Source organism: Peptidiphaga gingivicola (assembly GCF_001652275.1).
GTDB lineage: Bacteria > Actinomycetota > Actinomycetes > Actinomycetales > Actinomycetaceae > Peptidiphaga > Peptidiphaga gingivicola.
This window is the reverse complement of record NZ_LVZK01000001.1, coordinates 1385260-1403252: the sequence shown is the minus strand read 5'-3', so window position 1 is coordinate 1403252 and position 17993 is coordinate 1385260. Positions and strand designations below refer to the sequence as shown.

Below are 17993 nucleotides of genomic sequence, written 5' to 3'. Positions count from 1 at the left end.
CATGGGGCTGACCCGTGCGTCTCGACCGGACCGACTCGACCGGGCGGGGGCGAACCGCCGTTTCAGTCGATCTCGACGCGGAGTTTCAGGATCCGGCCGACGTCGTCCATTTCGGCGACGTCGCAACCCGACAGGGCAAAGACCTCGTCCGACGATCTGCGCCCCGCAACAGCCCACCGGGCAAAGTGCAACCCGTCCGGCTGCACCTTCGCCTTCCACACGTGGTGCAATTCGACGTTGCGATCAAAAAACTCTCGGTAGAAAGCCCTGACGGCGTCGATTCCTTCGACGTCGCCGCCGCGCCCGGGAGAGATCCGCGCCCGGGGGCTGAAGAGCGATATGAGCTCCTCGAAGTCTTCCGGCGCTTCGCCGGCCGTGTCCGAGAGGGCAAAGTACCTGTCAAGCACGGTCTCGCCCTCAACGGCGCCGCGCGTGCCCGCAACGTGGTCAGTGCCCCCCGCGCCGCCGTCGACCTCGGTGTCCGAACCTGATGTTTTGCGGGCGAATTCCCTTGCACTTTCAGACATTTCTCGCCGCCTTTCGCGTGATTTCCCGCCCGGCGGCCCCATCGAACGCCGCCCGGCCGATCCGATGATACCTCAGGGGCTCGGCGCACCGGGCGTTTCGCAAGAGTCTTCCACGGTGTGGTTCGCAAGAGTCTTCCACGGTGTGGGACATCCCATGGGCAGGGCCCTTCAGCGCCTATAAGCTATCGATGTGAAGTCCCTGTACGCATTGAAGTATTGGTATACAAGACGCCTCGGGTTCGTCGTCTCCGCCTCCGTCCGCCGTGGAATCTCGCCGGATTTCTGGACGGCGGTCGGAGTGGCGGCCGCGGCGCTCGGAGCGTGGGCGATCGTCGAAGGCTGGTGGGTCGCCGCCTTCGCCTTCCTGGCCGCCAGGCTCGGAGGGGCGAATCTCGACGGCGCAGTGGCCCGCGCGCGAGGCGTCTCCCGTCCTTTCGGCTTCGTCCTCAACGAGATTGGCGACCGCTTGTCCGACTTCCTCATCATGGCGGGCTTGGTCGGCCTGTCCGTTCGAACGGATTCGCCGACGTCGACGACGGCGCTTCTGCTCGCAGCGACCGCCGCGGCCACCCTGCCGACGTTCGTGTCGCTCTGCGCGGCGGGGGCGGGCGCGCCGCGCCTGAACGGAGGCCCCTTCGGCAAGACGGAGAGATGCCTCACCGCCGTTCTTGCGGCGGCCTTCCCTCAGCATCTGACCGTTTTCGGCTGGATCGTCATCGCGGGTTCCCTGGCGACCTTCGCCGTGAGGCTTGCGAAGACGCACAGGGCGCTGCGAGGAAAGGTCGGGCCCGCTCCGGCGGACAGGGCGGCGCCCGCCCCTCCGCCCGACGTCGCCGCGTTGGGAAGGAACGGCGAAGTCAAGGAAGAAGGCGCGGTCGCCCAAAAAAGGGCCGTCGGAGAGGAACGCGCGGCCGGGCAGAACGACGCGAAGGGCAACGCGGCCGAGACGGACGAGGCCAGGAGCGAGCGAGCCGAGGAGGAGTTCGAATGACCCAACCAACGACGCTCGGCGACTCGTTCGTCGGCTGGCTCGTCGGAGGCGACAGGTCCTGGACGTTCACTGTTCCCTTCACCGGCTGGCGCTTGGAGGGGCGCGCGGTCTTCCTTGCGGTAACGGCCCTGACGATCCTGCTTCTCGCGGGAATCGGCGTCGCGCTCTCCCGCAAAAGGGAGCTCCACCGCCGGTGGACCACCTGGGCGATCATCATTCCCGCCGTCGGCATACCGATTTGGATCGGCAAGGGAACAACGGCGCTCCTCGCGACCCTCCTCGGGCTCCAGGCGATTCGAGAGCTGGCCCGGATGACGCGCCTGCCGCGGCCGGAAACGATCCTCCTGTGCGTTCTGGCGGTCCTCTATCCGCTGACGGCTTGGCAGCGCCCGAATATGATGGCGCTCGCTCCGGTCATGGTTCTCGTGTGCGCTCTGCCCGCGGTTGTGGCCGGAGACACGGCCGACGGCGTGCGCAGGGCAACGCTGACGGGCTTCGCCTCAATCTGGATCCCTTGGTCGCTGGCCCACCTCGTCGTCTTGTGGCACGACGCCTTCCTCATCGCCTTCGCCGCTGCCGCCGCCGACGTCGCAGCTTGGACCGGAGGGACGGGCCTGAAAAGATTCGCTTGGGCGCGCCGCCCGCTGTCCCCGCTCTCGCCGAACAAAACCGTGGGCGGGCTCGTCGGGGCGCTCGCGGGCGCCGTCGTCATCCTCACGCTCCTCGGGCACATCACGCTCGGACTCGTCGTCGCCGTCGGCGTGGGCGGCGTGCTCGGAGATCTGCTCGAGTCGATGGTCAAACGCGCGGCCGGCGTCAAAGACGCAGGCGATTGGCTGCCGGGCTTCGGCGGCCTGCTCGACCGCGTCGATTCCCTCCTGCTCGTCCTTCCCCTCGCGGCGGTGTTGGGATGAAAGCGCGTATGCAAGTCTCTCCCGTCCACTCCGCCGTCGACGCGGCGATGAAGGGAGCGCGCGGGGACGCGATCATGTTCGTCTGGGGCATGGCCGAGGCCGTTTCCTTCCCCGTCATGGCGGAGATGAGCCAGGTCTGGCTGGGGGTCGCCCAGCCGAGGCTTCTATTCAGGCGTGCGACGGCGGTCGTCGCGGGATCGGTCGCCGGGGTCGCGTTCACACACGCGCTCACCCGCGCGGGAGCGCGCCCGCCCGCGCCGTGGACCCGCCCCGAGATGGAACGCGCGACGTCGGAATGCCTCGACAAAGGCGCCTCCGGCTATTGGAAGCAGGCGCTCACGGGCATCCCGGTCAAGCTCTTCGCGGCCGAATCGGGCCGCCGCGGCATGCCCGCGGGCCCCGTCCTCCTCCACGCCGCCGGCGAGCGCGCGGCGAGGATGTTCGCCTTCACCGCGGCGATCCGCATTCTCGAGGTCCCGCTCGGCCGCACGGCCCAGCGATTCTACGGGACGTACCTCGCGGCGACGGGATTGACCTTCGGCGTCCTTCTGCGCAAAGTGATCCGCCACTGGGAAGACGGAGGGCGGTGACGATGGCGCCGCACGACCACGCGCACGGCTCGCCCTTCGCCCCGTCCGATTCGCCGGGACGGACGCCGGACGCCCAATTGCCGGACACGCGGGGCAAAATCGCGGTCGCCTTCGCCTTCACCGCGACGATCCTGCTCGCCCAGGCGATCGGCGCCGCCCTCACGGGCAGCCTCGCGCTGTTGACCGACACTGTGCACATGGTCATCGACGCCTCGGGGCTTCTCATGGCGCTCGTCGCCGCGACGCTCGCGCGGCGGCCGCCGTCGTCCAAGCGCACCTGGGGGTATCGGCGAGCCGAAGTCCTCGCCGCGCTGGCGCAGGCGGCCGTGCTGGCCGGAGTCGGAGTCTACGTCGTCGTCGAGGCCGTCGGGCGGCTTCGCAAACCTCCCGACATGCCGTCGAAGACGCTCATCGTCTTCGGCGTCGTCGGCCTCCTAGGCAACGCCGCCTCGATGTTGGCGTTGGCTTCGGCCCGGCGGTCCAACCTCAACATGCGCGCGGCCTTCCTAGAGGTGGCCAATGACGCGCTGGGCTCTCTGAGCGTCATCGTCGCGGCGGTCGTCATCGCGACCACAGGATGGCAGCGCGCCGACGCCGTGGCCGGCCTGTTCATCGCCGCCCTCATCCTTCCGCGGGCCGTCAAGCTCATCGGGGAGGCCGGGGCGATCCTCATGGAGACCACCCCTCGCGGTTTGGACCTGGACGAGGTCCGCAGGCACATGCTCAGCCTCGATCACGTCCTGGGCGTGCACGATCTGCACGCCTCGACGGTCGCCACCGGCCTGCCCGTCATCTCCGCGCACGTCGTCGTCGGCGACGATTGCTTCCAGGACGGGCACGCGGTGGCGATACTCGAAGATTTGAGAACGTGCGTGGCCGAGCACTTCGACGTCGCGATCCGCCATTCCACGTTCCAACTGGAGACCCGTTCGGCCTCGCAGCGCGAATCGGGGATTCACGCCTGCGGCTACGCGGACGCGGCGTCAAGGAGCGCCGCGCGCACTCCCGACGGCTCCTGAAGCGCCGGCGCCGCCTCTGGCGCGGAGACCTCAAACCCCCAGGATTTCGCGGGCAATCGCAGCGGTTTGACTGGGCGTCTTGCCCACGCGCACGCCGACGGCCTCCAGTGCCTCCTTCTTGGCCGCGGCCGTTCCGGACGAGCCGGAGACGATGGCCCCCGCATGCCCCATCGTCTTTCCCTCGGGCGCGGTGAAACCCGCGACGTAGGCTACGACGGGCTTCGTCACGTGCTCGGAGATGTACGCGGCGGCGCGTTCTTCGGCGTCGCCGCCGATCTCGCCGATCATGACGATGAGCTCCGTGTCGGGGTCGGCCTCGAAGGCTTTGATGGCGTCGATGTGAGTGGTGCCGATGACGGGGTCGCCGCCGATGCCGATGCACGTCGTGAACCCAAGGTCGGCAAGCTCGTACATGAGCTGGTAGGTGAGCGTGCCCGATTTCGACACGAGCCCGACGCGCCCCGGCCCCGTGATGTCGGGAGGGGTGATGCCGACGTTCGACTGGCCGGGCGAGATGATCCCGGGGCAGTTCGGGCCGATGAGCCTGACGCCGCGCTCGGCGGCGTACGTGTAGAACTCCGTCGCGTCCTTCACCGGCACGCCCTCGGTGATGACGACGACAAGGTCGAGTCCGGCGTCGACGGCTTCGATGACGGCGCCCAGCGTGTGCGCAGGCGGAACGAAGACGACGGAGACGTTCGCCCCCGTGGCTTCCTTCGCCTCCGCGACGGATCCGAAGACGGGGACGGAAACGGCGCCGGCCTCGCGTTCTTCGGCCCCCGGGCCGATGGGGGCGACGTCGAATTCCACGGAGGCCCCCGCCTTGCGGGGGTTGACCCCGCCGACGACGTTCGTGCCCGCGCCGAGCATCCGGCGCGTGTGCTTGCGCCCTTCGGACCCCGTCATTCCCTGGACGATGACTTTCGAATTCCTATCGAGGAAGATGGACATTGAGCCTGCTCCTTACTTCGCGTCCGACTGCTTCGCGTCCGACCCGGCGGCCAGCTGGGCGGCCTTGGCCGCCGCTCCGTCCATCGTGTCGACGAGGGTGACGAGGGGGTGGTTCGCCTGGGCGAGGATCGCGCGGCCTTCGGCGACGGCGTTGCCGTCGAGGCGCACGACGATCGGCTTGGAGGCCGCCTCGCCCAACGCGTCGAGGGCGGCGACGATTCCCTTCGCGACCTCGTCGCAGGCCGTGATTCCGCCGAAAACGTTGACGAACACCGAACGCACGTCCGGGTCCCCCAGAATGACGGCGAGGCCGTTGGACATGACGTTCGCGTCGGCCCCGCCTCCGATGTCGAGGAAGTTGGCCGGCCCCACCCCGTATTCCTCTCCGGCGTAGGCGACGACGTCTAACGTGGACATGACCAGGCCGGCGCCGTTGCCGATGACTCCCACCTGGCCGTCGAGCTTGACGTAATTGAGGCCGAGCGCCTTCGCCTTGGCCTCCAGAGGGTCTTCCGCGGCCTTGTCGACGAGCGCCTCGTGGCCGCTGTGGCGGAACCGCGCGTTGTCGTCGAGCGTCACCTTGCCGTCGAGGGCGACGATCTCGCCCTGCTCCGTCAAAACGAGCGGATTGACCTCGACGAGGGTTGCGTCCTCCCCCGAGTACACGTCCCACAGCTTGAGCAGGACGGGCACGGCCTTCTCGCCCGTCTCGGCGTCGAAGCCAGCGGCGCTTGCGATCTCGCGCGCCTTCGCCTCGTCGATTCCGACGTTTGGGTCGACGGCGACTTTGGCCAGCGCCTCCGGCCGCTCCTTTGCGAGGGTTTCGATGTCCACGCCCCCATCGACCGAGCACATGGCCAGGCATCTGCGCTCGGATCTGTCGAGCAGCACTGAGAAGTAGAACTCTCGGGCGATGTCTGCGCCGGAGGCGACGAGCACGCGGCGGACTTTGTGGCCTTTAATGTCCATGCCCAAAATTTCTTCGGCCCTGTCTGCGGCCTCCTGCGGGCTTCTGGCGAGTTTCACGCCCCCGGCTTTGCCCCGTCCGCCCGTTTTGACCTGCGCTTTGACGACGACGAGGCCGCCGCCGAGCTCGCGGGCGGCCGACTCCGCCTCTTGCGGAGTCGATGCGACGATCCCCGCCGAAACGGGCACCCCGTGTGCCTCGAATAGTTCACGGGCCTGGTACTCGTAGAGATCCACGTGCTGTCCTTCCGACGTCTTCGTTTCCAGACTCATCAAGTCTAGACGAGACCCCCGGCGCCTTCGAGCGTCGCGGATTATCGGCGCGCTCCCGCCAATGTGTCGATTCACACGACGGGCATCGCTACCCATACCCGCATCTTCTGCGAAACTGGCGAGTCTTCTAAATTTGGTTGATGTTCGCGTCAGAAAGCGCGAACACCGCGAATACCCACGACGAGGAGAGAACAGTGAAGGTCGAACAAGCAGAAGTCACAGGCGAAACGCACGAGGTGGGCGCAGACCAGATGTTCTTCTCGGCAACCGACGAGCGCGGAATCATAGACCACTCGAACAAGATCTTCGTCGAGCTGTCGCGCTACGGCCGCGACGAGCTGATCGGAGCGCCTCACAACGTCATCCGGCATCCGGCGATGCCCCGCGGCGTATTCCACTCGATGTGGGCAACGATCAAAGCCGGCCAGCCTTTTGCGGCCTACGTGCGAAATCTGGCCTCCGACGGCAGCGAGTACGACGTCTTTGCCACGGTCACGCCCCTTGAAGACGGCGGCTATCTCTCGGTCAGAATACGCCCCGGATGCGAAGGCCTTTTCGGCGCCGCCCTCTCGATATACGAGAAGGCGGCGGCTTTCGAGGAGAAGCTCGAATCCGACGGGCTCACGCGGCGCCAGGTCGCCTCCGAGGGGGCGGCGAAGATCCTCGAGCTGCTTGACGAGGCAGGCATGCCCTCCTACGAAGACTTTCAGAACATCGCGCTTCCCGCGGAGGTTGCGAAGAGGGAGTCCGTCGCAGACGAGTTCCCCGAGCGTCCCGAGGCCAGCGGCGCCTTGGCACAGATGCTCTCCGACGCCAAGGGCATCGCAAAGGAGCTTGACGTCTGGATGAACCGGCAGGACGATCTAGCCGACCTGTCCGCCGCGCTGCGGTCCACGCGAGACGGCCTCCGCAAAGAGGTCGACGACGACGCGTTGTCGGCGGCCCTCGGCCAAAGCGAATCGACGACGGAGAAACTCGCCCAGCTCCTCGAAACGTGGGGGCAGATGAAGGACCTCGTGCGCGAACCCACGGACCAGCTGGTCGATGCGCTCGCGCGACTGGACAAAATCAGCGCGCAGACCCGATTCAGGGTGGCCTTGGCTCGGCTTCACACGACTATGATGGCCAAGTTCACCGCGGAGCTGATCGACGGCGGGGCCGACGCCGACGTTTCGGCGGACGCCATCGCGATGCTCGGCGGCGCCCTGCGGAAGGGACTGTCGGAGATGGAGGAGATGGCCGCGGCCCATGCCGACCTCGCCTCGCAGACCGCCGACTTCATCGTCGAAACGTCCAATCTGCTGGCGATTCCCCGCCAGGTCCTCATGCTGTGGAACCAGGGGCAAGACTCTGACTCCGAGGGCGCGTCGGACGGCCCCGACGGGCTCGCCGATGCCGTCTCCCGCCACATCGACGCGGTCGGCCAAAGCCTCGAGGAGCTCGACGGCCTGGCGCAGCGCTGCAGGGACTTCGACACCGCAATCGATTCTTCGACGCTCAAAACGCTTATCGACGACGCCGAGCAGCGGCTCTTTGCGCTCGCCTGACGAAAGCGCTGGCGGCGGAAAGCCATCCCAACGGCTTGCACTCGAAAGCTAATAACATTAGCTTATTGGCTATGACCATTAGCAACATTTCCGTTCCGGGAGGAACGATCTGCGTCGAGGCTGCGGGCGAGGGGCCGCTCGTCGTCTGCTCGCCCGCAATGGGAGACAGTCGCGACGCCTTCGCCCCGTTCTCGCGCCGCTTGGTCGAAGCAGGATTTCGGGTCGCCGCCGCCGATCTGCGCGGCCACGGCGATTCTTCAACGGGCTTTGACTATTACGGCGACGAGCCGACGGCGCAGGACATGCTCGCCGTCGTAGACGAGCTGGGAGGCGGACCCGCGATCCTCGCCGGGGCGTCCATGTCCGCCGCCGCGGCCGCAATCGCCGCTGGAAAAGAGCCCGAGAAAGTCTCGGGGCTCATCCTTTTCGGGCCTTTTCTGCGCGGCGCGTCGAACCCGCTCACGCGGCTCGGTTTCCGCCTCGCCCTCGCCCGCCCGTGGGGTCCCGCAATTTGGCGCCTTTACTCGCGCAGGCTTTGGCCGGGCCTCGGCGATCAGGCTTCGGCCCGGGCCTCTCGCCTCTCTTCGATCCTCAAAAGGAAAGGCCATTGGGCCGCCTTCTCGAAAACCGCCCGCACGGACCATGCCGTCGTCGCACCGTGGTTCAACCGCGTGACCGCTCCCGCCCTTGTCGTCATGGGCGCCGAGGACCCCGACTGGAAGGACCCTCGGGCCGAGGCATCGTGGGCGGCCTCGCAATTCGCACAGGGGGCCTTCGCCATGGTCGAAGGCGTCGGGCACGCGCCGATGCTCGAATCGCCCGACGTCGCCGCGCGCGAGGCGATCGCATTCGCGAGCCGAATCGGCTTCGGAGGAATGCATGCCTAGCTTTGGACGAACGCATGCCTAGGGCGGGGCTCAGCGCGGAATCCGTGACGCGGGAGGCGGCTCGCATCGTCGACGCCGAGGGCCTGGGCGCCCTCTCCCTTGCCCGCCTGGCGCAATCCTTGGGCGTCGCGGCGCCCAGCCTCTACAAGCACGTCAAAGGCCTCGACGACCTCGTCGCCAGAGTCGTGGACTTGACCGCGAGCGCATTCGCGGACGCACTGGCCGAAGCATCCGTCGGCCGCTCGGGAAAAGACGCTTTGCAGGCGATTGCCTCGGCGTACCGGTCCTTCGCCCACACTCATCCTGGAACCTATCCCCTCATTCAACGCTCCCCGCATCGGCGAGCCTTTCGGGGCAGAGGCGGAGCCGACGGCGCAACGAAGGCCTCCCCTTCAGGGAAAGGCGAGGCCTCAGGAAAAACTCCCCCGTCGGAAACGGCACGCCCCTCTGGGGCGGCGTGCCCGCCGCCGACGATCGACGCTTCGGAGAGGATCGTTCAAGTCGCGGGCGCCGCGCTCATCGGCTACGGCATCCCCAAGGATTCCCTGGTCGACGCCGTCAGGTTCGTCCGCTCCGCCCTTCACGGGTTTGTCGATCTGGAACTGAGCGGCGGATTCGGGGAACGCCGCTCGGCAGAGGCCAGCTTTTCGGTCGCCGTGGACTTGCTCGACGAGGCTCTTGCCCGCCTGGGCCGCGCATGAGGCCCGAAGCAGCCGCCGCCCCACCGGCCTCAAACCTGCGAGCTCCGACGTCCCGCGGGTCGAAATCCGCAAGGCCCTGAGACCCTCGCAGGTCTCAGGGCCTTGCGGGCGACGAGCCGGAGCGTCACATGCTTCGGACGTCAAAGCCTCTCAGGCGTTCGGGAAGCCCCTCAAACGTCCAGCTTGAAAAGCCGGTCGATGGGCGTCTGAACGGCTGCTCGCGCCCTCGTCACGGCGTCCTCGTCGGGGGCGTCGTAGAAGCACAGGCACTTGGCGGTGTCCTCCCGGACGTACGTCCGCAGGAAGGAGACCTCGGGAACCTCCGCGTACTTCGGGGAATTGGCCTTCTTCCGCGCAAGATACTGGTCCATCGTGATCTCGGCGGGAATGTCCCATTCGACGAGGTAGTCCGCGTGGGACTTCAACTTCTTGATGTCGTCAAGCTCGGCGCCCACAAGCCTGACCTCGTCGGGGCCGGCGATTTCCGCGGAGCCCTCGACCGCCTTGACGACGGGCGAGGCGAAACGCGGCGAATCCGCTTCGACGACGACGAAGACGATCCGATGGTCAGACGTCACCTGCGTCTCGATGAGTTCGCCGTCGCCCGAGCCGACGGCGGAAACGACCTTCTCGATGAGGTCGCCGACGGACTCCCTGGTGGCTTCGGCGGGCTTGAGTTCGATTAAGTACAGCGGCAACGTGCCCCTCCTTCGTTGTGCCCGTCAGGGCTTGTCAAGACATTGGAAACCTAATCGACCGTTGCCGCACGTGTCCACCATTTCCGCCAAATTGCCCGCTTGGAGAACACGCGCGTCGTCTTCGTCACCGCCGGCTTGCCTGTACAGACTTCTTCCTGTACGACGTTTGACCTGCGTTCCCGTGCGACGTTTGACCTGCGGACGCCGGCAGACGCATCCCCCGAGACGCGGCAGGCGGCCTCCCCTGCCTTCTGGCCCGCGACGCGCAGGCGCGCCGCGGCGCCTCAGCGCTTCGTTGCATGCATCCCGGCGCCCTGAAATCGTGCGCTCCGGCACTGTCCGCGCCGAGGCTTCGGGCGTACCATGAAGCCTATGAGCATGCTTTTCTCCCCGACGCCATTCCGCAACACGACGGCTCGCAATCGCCTGTGGCTCGCCCCGATGTGCACCTACTCGGCCGTTCAGGAAGACGGGCACGCAACCGATTGGCATACTCTGCATTACGGTTCTCGCGCCGTCGGCGGATTCGGCACGATCGTCGTCGAGGCGACGGCGGTTTCGCCCGAGGGCCGCATCTCGCCGCGCGACCTCGGCCTGTGGGACGACCGGCAAATCGAGAGTTTCTCCAAATTGGTCAAGGCCGTTCACGCCGAGGGAGCCCTCTGCGGAGTCCAGATCGCCCACGCCGGCCGAAAAGCAGGCACCTCTCCCGCTCTTCGGGGCTACGCCCACGCCTTCGAGGGCACACAGGACGGCTGGACTCTCGTCGCCCCCAGCCCGATCGCCTTTCCCGGCTTGGACAAGCCGTCCGAGCTCGACGCGGCAAGCATCGACGCGCTCGTCGAAGCCTTTGCGCAAGCGGCGCGCCGGGCGGTTGCGGCGGGCGTCGACGTCGTCGAAGTGCACGGCGCCCACGGATACCTCATTCACGAATTCCTTTCCCCGCTGTCGAACGTCCGCACCGACGAATACGGCGGCAGCGAGGAGAATCGGCGACGGTTCCTCATTCGCATCGTCGACGCCGTCCGATCGGCGATCGGCGACAAGGTCTTGTGCGTCCGCCTGTCCGCAACCGACTGGACCGAGGGAGGGATCGACTCCGAGGCCACATGCCGCACCGCTGAAGCCCTCGTCGCCCACGGCGTCGATGTCCTCCACGTTTCCTCGGGAGGCCTTCTTCCCGCCTCGATCCCGGTGGGGCCCGGATACCAGTTGCCGCTGGCCGCTGACGTCAAGCGGGCGGTCTCGGGGAGCCAGGCCAAGGTCGTGGGCGTCGGCCTCATTTCCAGCGGAGAGCAGGCGGAGCAGGCCCTCGTGACGGGCCGGTGCGACGCCGTGGCAATCGGACGCGTGGCTCTGACCGACCCCTACGCTCCCCTGCGCTGGGCCAACCGGCTCACAGACGCCGACTCGGTGATGCCTGCGCAGTATTGGCGCGGAATCTGGGCGTAAGGCTCGAAAGCCGTTCTGCAAGCCGATTGTGCCTAAACCGGTTTTCGCCCCGGCCGGGAGATTGACAGGGGCGAGGCAGGCAAACATGAGCTTTCGCCCCTCCGGCATTCACTCCCTGAACCAATGAAGCCGACCGTGCACCTTGTTCCACCGGGAACTGTTAGAGAGAAAGAAGACTGGCCCTTCTCTCCGCCAGATCCGCGCCTGGCGTCAACCGTTTCGGACGGAGCGACGTTGTAGGCTGAAATGCAAGAACAGAGAACACCTGGGTCGACGAGCCCAGCCAACCGACAACAAGGAGAGCACCCGTGCCACGAAAGAACCCCGTCACGCCGGAGGATTCCCAGCCCCGCTCGATCGTCGAGGCCTACCATCGCGCTTGGACCGGCGGCGACGTCGAAACTGCCATGGCGTTCGTCGCCGACGACGTCTCCTGCCGCGCTCCCGGCGTCGATCTTCACGGCAAAAGCGAATACGAGCAGTTCATTGGCGGTTTCGCACCGCGGCTGACGGGGCTCGTCGACATTGCGAGTTTTGCGGATGGGAACCGGGTCGCGCTGTTCTACTGCCCGCAGACCGCCGTGGCCGATGCCGCGCCCGTGGCCGAGTGCTTCACCGTCGAAGGAGGAAAGATCGTCGACAGCGTGCTGATTTTCGACCGGCTTTCCTTCGCTCCTCCTGCAGACAAAGCGTAGCCCCGTGCGAAGCGGCGGTTCCAGGGCCGGCATGCCTGCAAGCGGCGGCTCCAAAGACGGCAGATTTGAAAGAGCCGCGTCTAAAAATGCGGGGCAAAGAGACCTCCTCGCCGCCCGCCTGCGCGATCTTCTTGCCGACGAGCTCGCGGTCCGCGAGGTCTCGATGTTCGGCGGTCGGGCTTTCATGGTCAACGAGAAAATGGCGGTCCACGCGTCCAAGGACGGAGATCTCCTCGTCCGCATCGACGTCGCCGACGACGCGAAATTCAGCGAGGTCCCGGGAGCCTCGCCCGCCGAGATCAGCCCGGGGCGAGCCATGGGAGCGGGGTGGATTCGCGCGTCTGCGGCGTCCGTCGCCGACGACGAGCAATTGCGCTTCTGGCTCGACGCAGCCTTGGCCTACAACCGAACCCTCACGGGCAAACGCAAAGAAGAAGAGCCCTGAAGCTCTGCTAGCCCGCGAAAAGAAGCGGCAGCAGCTTAAGACGCGCAAACGGCGGGTTTAAGACACGGGCAAGCGCGGCGGACGAGAGCACGGCTGGCGAAGCGCACACGGAAGGCAGCGGGCTTCAGATCTTCTCCAGCGGTGCGAAGCGCAAAGCCAGGCGTTTGGTTTGGCCGCTGGAGAAAGTCACCCTGGCCGTTGTGTTGCGCCCGGTCCCCTCGAAGGCAACGATCTTGCCGCGGCCAAAGCTCTTGTGCACAACAGAATCGCCGACGGCCAAGCCATAGGTGTCCGGAACCGACGGCCCGGCATTCGGCCCGGCCCCGTCGGCCGCGCCGAGGCCCGGGGAGCCTGCCGCCGCATCGGACACGGACTCGCCGACGCCCGCCGAGGCGTTCGCAGCCCCCGACCGGTTCGCGCCCCGCGCCGCCCCCGCCTGTTTCCCTCTTCTTTTCTGCTTCGCCGCATCGACGCCCAGCTTTCCCGGCACGAAGCCTTTGCCGGAGCCCACGACGGGGCCGTCGTCGAGCTCGTCGCCGTAGCCCCCGCCGAAGCTTTCGGATCGACGCCTTCCGCCGCTCCCCCACGTTCCGGTCCGCCCGCCGGATCGGCGCATGGCGTCGGCGCTTGACTCGGATCGCCTCCAGTCGATGAGAGAATCGGGAATCTCCTCGATGAAGCGCGAGGGAGGAAACTCCTGGGGCGCGCCCCAGGAGGCGCGAGCAGCAGCCCTCGTGATGTAAAGCCGCTGACGCGCCCGCGTCACCGCCACGTAGGCGAGGCGGCGTTCCTCTGCCAGTTCGGCGGGGTCGATGAGCGAGCGCATATGGGGGAAAGTCCCGTCTTCCAGGCCCGTGACGAAGACGACCGGGAACTCCAATCCCTTCGCGGTGTGAACGGTCATGAGCGTTACCTCGCCCTCGTCGCCGTCGGCGAGCTGATCGGCGTCGGAGACAAGCGAGACCTGGTCGAGCCAATCCGCCAGAGTCGCGTCGGGATTGGCCTTGTGGAAGTCGACGGCGACGGAATGCAGTTCCGCGAGGTTCTCCAAGCGGGACTCGTCCTGCGGGTCGTCGCTCGAGCGAAGCATGTCGAGATAGCCCGACTCCTCCATCGCGAAGTCGAGAATCGCATCGGGCGCGGCCCCCGCCTCCGCCATTTCGCGCCCGCTTTCGAGCATCGACACGAAACCGGCCATCGTCGCAGACGCCTTCTTCCCTATCCCCGAAACCGGGCCGCGTTCGGGATGCGGGTCGCCGACGTCGCAAAGCGCCGCCCCGAAGGACACGTCCCATCGCGCGGCGTGCATGGCCACCGCCTCCTCGGATTTCGCCCCCAGCCCCCTCTTGGGCATGTTGAGGATGCGCCGAATGGAGACGGTGTCGTCGCGGTTGACGATGGCATGGAGGTAGGCCAAAGCGTCCTTGATTTCGCGTCGCTCGTAGAAACGCGTTCCGCCGATGACCCTGTAGGGGATCCCCGATCGGACGAACATGTCCTCAACAGCCCGCGACTGGGCGTTCGTCCGATAGAAGACGGCCACATCGCCGTATGAGATCCCGGCGTCGTCGCGCAGCCTGTCGATTTCCGACACGACGAATGCGCTCTCGTCTGCCTCAGAATCCGCGACGTAGCCGACGATCTTCTCACCGTCGCCGCGGTCGGTCCACAGGCGCTTTGGGCGGCGCCCGCTGTTGTTGGCAATGATGCCGTTCGCGGCCGAGAGGATCGACTGGGTCGAACGGTAGTTCTGCTCGAGGAGGATCGTGCGCGCCTCGGGAAAGTCCTTCTCAAAGTCCTCGATGTTGCGAATCGTCGCCCCGCGGAAGGCGTAGATCGACTGATCCGCGTCTCCCACGACGGTCAGCTCGCCATGGTTGTCGTCTTCTGCCGTTCCCGTGAGCGCCCGGACCAACTCGTACTGCGCCCGGTTGGTGTCCTGATACTCGTCGACGAGTATGTGCCGAAAGCGCCGCCTGTAGTGGTCGGCCACGTCGGGATGGGAGCGCAGCACATCGACCGTGGACATAATGAGGTCGTCGAAGTCCATGGCATTGGCTTGCCTGAGGCGGATTTGGTAGGCAGCGTAGGCGTGGGCGAGCACCTGGGAGTCTTGGTCCGCGGCGTCGTCCGCGGCCTGCTCGGGCGTGACGAGGTCGTTCTTCAGGTCTGAGACTCGGCGCGAGAGACTTTTGGGCGGGTGCGCCCGAATGTCGATGTTCTCCTCGCGGCACACGAGCTTCATGAGACGCTGGGCGTCCTGCGCGTCGTAGATCGTGAAAGTGGAGCGCATGCCCAATGCGTCGTGCTCGGAACGAAGAATGCGGACGCAGGCAGAGTGGAAGGTCGAAACCCACATCGTGCGTATCGCACTCCCGCCCAATGCGGACTCGAGCCTCTCGCGCATTTCCCTGGCTGCTTTGTTCGTGAACGTGATGGCCAAGATCTGGCCCGGCGCGGCTCGCCCCGAGGCAATGAGATATCCGATGCGGGAGGTGAGGACGCGGGTCTTCCCGGATCCCGCGCCCGCAACCACCAGCAACGGAGCCCCAGAATGCGTCACCGCCTCCAGCTGCTGCGGATTGAGCCCGGCGACGATTCTCTGCACTCGCGAATCCATCGCTGCGCTAGAAGCAGAATCCGATTCGGCTGCGAACCGGCCGCCAAGCCTCCCGCCGGAAGCGTCGCGTCCGAGCGGTTCGCCAACGCGGCGGTCAAACGGTTCGCCGACGCCGTCGGCCTCTCCCCCGCGCCTTCCTAGGTTCTGATCCGCCCCACCGCCCCGATCCGCATCGGCGCTGCGGCGCCCCCCGGAATTCTGGGCGATTCGCGCACGGAGACGCTCCATCGTGGCGAGATAGGCGGCGTCGCGTCCGCCCGAAGAAGAACTGTTGCGCATAACCCCTCAAGCCTACGTCAGAACGCCGACCGAATGCTGAAGCACAAACTTCCACGCTTCCAAGCCGAACACTTTTACGATATAATTAAGTCTATAAACCATACAACAAACCACAAACCATCGGGAAAATGCGAAGGACCAAACAGGCTACAACAAATCCGGCAGGCTGCTAAAAGCCAAGTAAGCTGCCAACAATCAATCGACCCACAAACAATACAGAACCAGCGCGAAAAGGAGCTTTCATGGCAAACGGGAAAACTGCATTGGTCGTCATCGACATGCAAAAGGCCGTGCTCGAAGCATCGGCCCACAGCGGAGAAATCGTCGCCAACGTCGTTGCATTGGTCGGGAAAGCGCGAGCGGAAGGCATCCCGGTTGTCTGGGTTCAGCACGAAAGCGAGGGAATTCCCCGCAACACTCCGGGATGGCAGTACGTCGACGAGCTCGTTCCCGCGCCGGAAGAACCGCTCGTTCCCAAAACGTATGCCGACGCCTTCGCCAAAACCGAACTCAAAGGCGTTCTCGAAGGCCTCGGCGCAAAACACTTTTACCTCTGCGGCGCAATGACCGACGCGTGCATCCGCTCCACCCTTTTCGGCGGAGTCTACCGGGGCTACGACGTGACACTCGTGGCCGACGCGCACACCACCGCGAACAGGGACGAGTTCGGATACACAGCGGATCAAGCCATCGCCGTGGTCAATATGATGGCCGGCTACACGGTCCTTCCTGAAGCGCGCACCGACGTCACGACGACGGCGAGCTTCCCCAATCGAAGCGCCGTCTGACACGCGACCAACCTCGTGGCCCGCAGCAGCCCCTTCGTCTGAAAAGGGGCTGCTGCGGGGCACTTTAGCGCGAACTCCTGTTTTCTTTCAGTCTTCGACTCCGACGATGACGTTCGAAGCTTTGATGACCGCGTAGGCTTCGACGCCTTCTTCGAGTCTCAGTTCCTCGATCGACGCATTGGTGATCGAGGACGTTATGACGATTCCCGGCGCGACTTCGATCTTGACGACGCCGTTCACGGCGCCTTTTTCAATCGAAACGACGGTTCCTTTGATCTGATTGCGTGCTGAAAGCTTCATGCGTTTCTCCTACCGGCAGCGGATCTGGCGTGATCGCCTTTTTGCATTGCGTCGCCTTTTCCGTCGCGTTGCCTCAGCGTCGAAAAGACGCGCGAGGAATCGCGGGCACACCGTGGGTGCCGCGCGCCGACTGGCGGCGTCCAAAGCCTCTCCGGAAACCCGGTCTGACCGTTCAGTAAACGGTCAGACCGTGCGAGCGGAAGATCTCACGCGTGCGCTCGATCAACTCCTTGTCCGGCGGCTGCGTGTCGTTCAGTTCGTACTTCAGCCCCAGCGTCTTCCACTTGTCACGTCCCATTTGATGGAACGGCAAGACTTCGACGCGGCTGACGTTCGGCCACTTCTCAACGATTTGTGCCACGGCCTCGACGTTCTCCTCCGAATCCGTCAACCCGGGCACGAGCACGAAACGAATCCACGTTTCGATGCCGCGTTCGGCCAGCCGATCGCCGAAATCGATCGTCGGCTGGAGGTCGCCGCTCGTGACCTTCTTGTACAGCTCGGGAATTCCGGCCTTGACGTCCAGAAGCACGAGATCGATGTTGTCGAGCATCGCTTCCGTGACGTTTCGTCCGAGGAAGCCGGACGTATCGACGCACGTGTGGACGCCGAGTTCCTTCGCCCCTTCCAAAAGCTTCGCGACGAAGCGCGGCTGCATCATTGCCTCGCCGCCGGAGATTGTGATCCCCCCGCCGGAGGCGTTGAGGGTCTTCCTGTAGCGTTTGATTCGCCTGAGGAGGTCGTCGACCTCCACGGGCTCGCCGTCGCGCATCTGGAAGGTGTCGGGATTGTGGCAGTAAAGGCACCGCAACCCGCAGCCGGCCAAAAAGATCGTCATACGGATGCCCGGACCGTCGACGGCGGTCACGAGCTCCCACGAATGGAGAGAGCCGAGGGTCCCCTCCCTCATCCGGCGCAGCCTGTCGGCGTGCTCCAGATCCGTCATCTCGATCAGGCCGGCTGTGCCGTTGCCCTTAACGCGGGCCGCCGGGGCCAGGAAGTCCTGGTCCCCGGCGGCGTTCGCAGCCAGCGAGTTCAGAATAGCCTCACTTGCCGGCATGGAACGTGCGCGAGAGCACGTCAAGCTGCTGCTCGCGCGTCAAACGGACGAAGTTGACGGCGTAGCCGGAAACGCGAACCGTCAGGTTCGGGTACTTCTCGGGGTGCTCCATCGCGTCCTCGAGGGTGTCGCGATTGAGCACGTTGATGTTGGCGTGGTACAGGCCGGCGATGCCGCCCTTGGCTTCACGGGCCGCCTTCATCGAGGCAAGTCGCTCGTCGTAAGTCTTGGTCGCCATGTTTCGGCTCCTTCTCTAGGTTTGCTCGGGATTGGTGTTCCCGAATGTGTGT

General features: G+C 65.8%; 19 protein-coding genes. 11 read left to right on the top strand and 8 right to left on the bottom strand.

Annotation, left to right across the window (positions count from 1 at the left end; translation table 11 throughout):
- Window positions 1-62 precede the first annotated feature (62 nt).
- Window positions 63-527: a nuclear transport factor 2 family protein gene (locus A4H34_RS05875; RefSeq protein WP_197480431.1), complete on the bottom strand. Its 465-nt coding sequence runs from the start codon at window positions 525-527 to the stop codon at window positions 63-65.
- A 190-nt stretch (window positions 528-717) separates the two neighbouring features.
- Between A4H34_RS05875 and A4H34_RS05870 the strand changes: the two genes are divergently transcribed.
- The 4 genes from A4H34_RS05870 to A4H34_RS05855 are packed head-to-tail and all read left to right on the top strand — an operon-like array spanning window position 718 to window position 4041.
- A complete protein-coding gene (locus A4H34_RS05870) occupies window positions 718-1518 on the top strand; it encodes a CDP-alcohol phosphatidyltransferase family protein (protein WP_009199088.1) in 801 nt (266 codons plus the stop codon).
- A complete protein-coding gene (locus A4H34_RS05865; protein ID WP_009199089.1) occupies window positions 1515-2432 on the top strand; it encodes a phosphatidate cytidylyltransferase in 918 nt (305 codons plus the stop codon). The genes A4H34_RS05870 and A4H34_RS05865 overlap by 4 nt, the downstream gene beginning before the upstream one ends.
- Window positions 2433-2440: 8 nt before the next feature.
- A complete protein-coding gene (locus A4H34_RS05860; protein ID WP_064231365.1) occupies window positions 2441-3022 on the top strand; it encodes a hypothetical protein in 582 nt (193 codons plus the stop codon).
- A gap of 2 nt (window positions 3023-3024) precedes the next feature.
- A complete protein-coding gene (locus A4H34_RS05855; protein ID WP_009199091.1) occupies window positions 3025-4041 on the top strand; it encodes a cation diffusion facilitator family transporter in 1017 nt (338 codons plus the stop codon).
- A gap of 30 nt (window positions 4042-4071) precedes the next feature.
- Here A4H34_RS05855 and sucD read toward each other — a convergent pair whose 3' ends face one another.
- Window positions 4072-4992: a succinate--CoA ligase subunit alpha gene (gene sucD / locus A4H34_RS05850; RefSeq protein WP_064231364.1), complete on the bottom strand. Its 921-nt coding sequence runs from the start codon at window positions 4990-4992 to the stop codon at window positions 4072-4074.
- A gap of 12 nt (window positions 4993-5004) precedes the next feature.
- A complete protein-coding gene (gene sucC / locus A4H34_RS05845; protein WP_064231715.1) occupies window positions 5005-6195 on the bottom strand; it encodes an ADP-forming succinate--CoA ligase subunit beta in 1191 nt (396 codons plus the stop codon).
- Window positions 6196-6425: 230 nt separating this feature from the next.
- Here sucC and A4H34_RS05840 point away from each other — a divergent pair, with 230 nt between their 5' ends.
- The 3 genes from A4H34_RS05840 to A4H34_RS05830 all read left to right on the top strand — a co-directional run bounded on the left by A4H34_RS05840 (window position 6426) and on the right by A4H34_RS05830 (window position 9366).
- Window positions 6426-7778 carry a PAS domain-containing protein gene (locus A4H34_RS05840; RefSeq protein WP_231870966.1) on the top strand — a complete coding sequence of 451 codons (1353 nt, stop codon included), beginning with the start codon at window positions 6426-6428 and terminating at the stop codon, window positions 7776-7778.
- Between the two features lie 71 nt (window positions 7779-7849).
- Window positions 7850-8665: an alpha/beta fold hydrolase gene (locus A4H34_RS05835; RefSeq protein ID WP_064231363.1), complete on the top strand. Its 816-nt coding sequence runs from the start codon at window positions 7850-7852 to the stop codon at window positions 8663-8665.
- A 2-nt stretch (window positions 8666-8667) separates the two neighbouring features.
- Window positions 8668-9366, top strand: a complete 699-nt coding sequence (locus A4H34_RS05830; protein WP_231870965.1) for a TetR/AcrR family transcriptional regulator — start codon at window positions 8668-8670, stop codon at window positions 9364-9366.
- Between the two features lie 170 nt (window positions 9367-9536).
- Here A4H34_RS05830 and A4H34_RS05825 read toward each other — a convergent pair whose 3' ends face one another.
- Window positions 9537-10064 carry a DUF4242 domain-containing protein gene (locus A4H34_RS05825; RefSeq protein WP_009199098.1) on the bottom strand — a complete coding sequence of 176 codons (528 nt, stop codon included), beginning with the start codon at window positions 10062-10064 and terminating at the stop codon, window positions 9537-9539.
- Window positions 10065-10427: 363 nt separating this feature from the next.
- Here A4H34_RS05825 and A4H34_RS05820 point away from each other — a divergent pair, with 363 nt between their 5' ends.
- From A4H34_RS05820 to A4H34_RS05810, 3 genes are all read left to right on the top strand, one after another.
- A complete protein-coding gene (locus tag A4H34_RS05820; protein ID WP_064231362.1) occupies window positions 10428-11516 on the top strand; it encodes an NADH:flavin oxidoreductase/NADH oxidase in 1089 nt (362 codons plus the stop codon).
- 308 nt (window positions 11517-11824) lie between these two features.
- Window positions 11825-12211: a nuclear transport factor 2 family protein gene (locus A4H34_RS05815; RefSeq protein WP_064231361.1), complete on the top strand. Its 387-nt coding sequence runs from the start codon at window positions 11825-11827 to the stop codon at window positions 12209-12211.
- A 31-nt stretch (window positions 12212-12242) separates the two neighbouring features.
- Entirely contained in the window at window positions 12243-12656 is a 414-nt protein-coding gene (locus A4H34_RS05810) for a TfoX/Sxy family protein (protein ID WP_064231712.1), read from the top strand.
- Window positions 12657-12780: 124 nt separating this feature from the next.
- On the opposite strand, the gene A4H34_RS05805 is transcribed toward A4H34_RS05810, so the two are convergent.
- The gene (locus tag A4H34_RS05805) at window positions 12781-15276 is read right to left on the bottom strand and encodes a UvrD-helicase domain-containing protein (RefSeq protein ID WP_064231711.1); all 2496 of its coding nucleotides are present in this window, start codon (window positions 15274-15276) and stop codon (window positions 12781-12783) included.
- A 521-nt stretch (window positions 15277-15797) separates the two neighbouring features.
- On the opposite strand from A4H34_RS05805, the gene A4H34_RS05800 reads away from it, so the two are divergent.
- Complete coding sequence (locus A4H34_RS05800) at window positions 15798-16343, top strand: isochorismatase family protein (RefSeq protein WP_064231360.1); 546 nt, start codon at window positions 15798-15800, stop codon at window positions 16341-16343.
- A gap of 87 nt (window positions 16344-16430) precedes the next feature.
- On the opposite strand, the gene A4H34_RS05795 is transcribed toward A4H34_RS05800, so the two are convergent.
- From A4H34_RS05795 to grcA2, 3 genes are all read right to left on the bottom strand, one after another.
- Window positions 16431-16643: a TOBE domain-containing protein gene (locus A4H34_RS05795; protein WP_009199105.1), complete on the bottom strand. Its 213-nt coding sequence runs from the start codon at window positions 16641-16643 to the stop codon at window positions 16431-16433.
- A gap of 172 nt (window positions 16644-16815) precedes the next feature.
- Window positions 16816-17703 carry a pyruvate formate-lyase-activating protein gene (gene pflA, locus A4H34_RS05790; RefSeq protein ID WP_064231359.1) on the bottom strand — a complete coding sequence of 296 codons (888 nt, stop codon included), beginning with the start codon at window positions 17701-17703 and terminating at the stop codon, window positions 16816-16818.
- Window positions 17690-17941, bottom strand: a complete 252-nt coding sequence (gene grcA2, locus A4H34_RS05785) for an autonomous glycyl radical cofactor GrcA2 (protein WP_009199108.1) — start codon at window positions 17939-17941, stop codon at window positions 17690-17692. Before grcA2 ends, pflA begins: the two co-directional genes overlap by 14 nt.
- Between the last annotated feature and the right edge of the window lie 52 nt (window positions 17942-17993).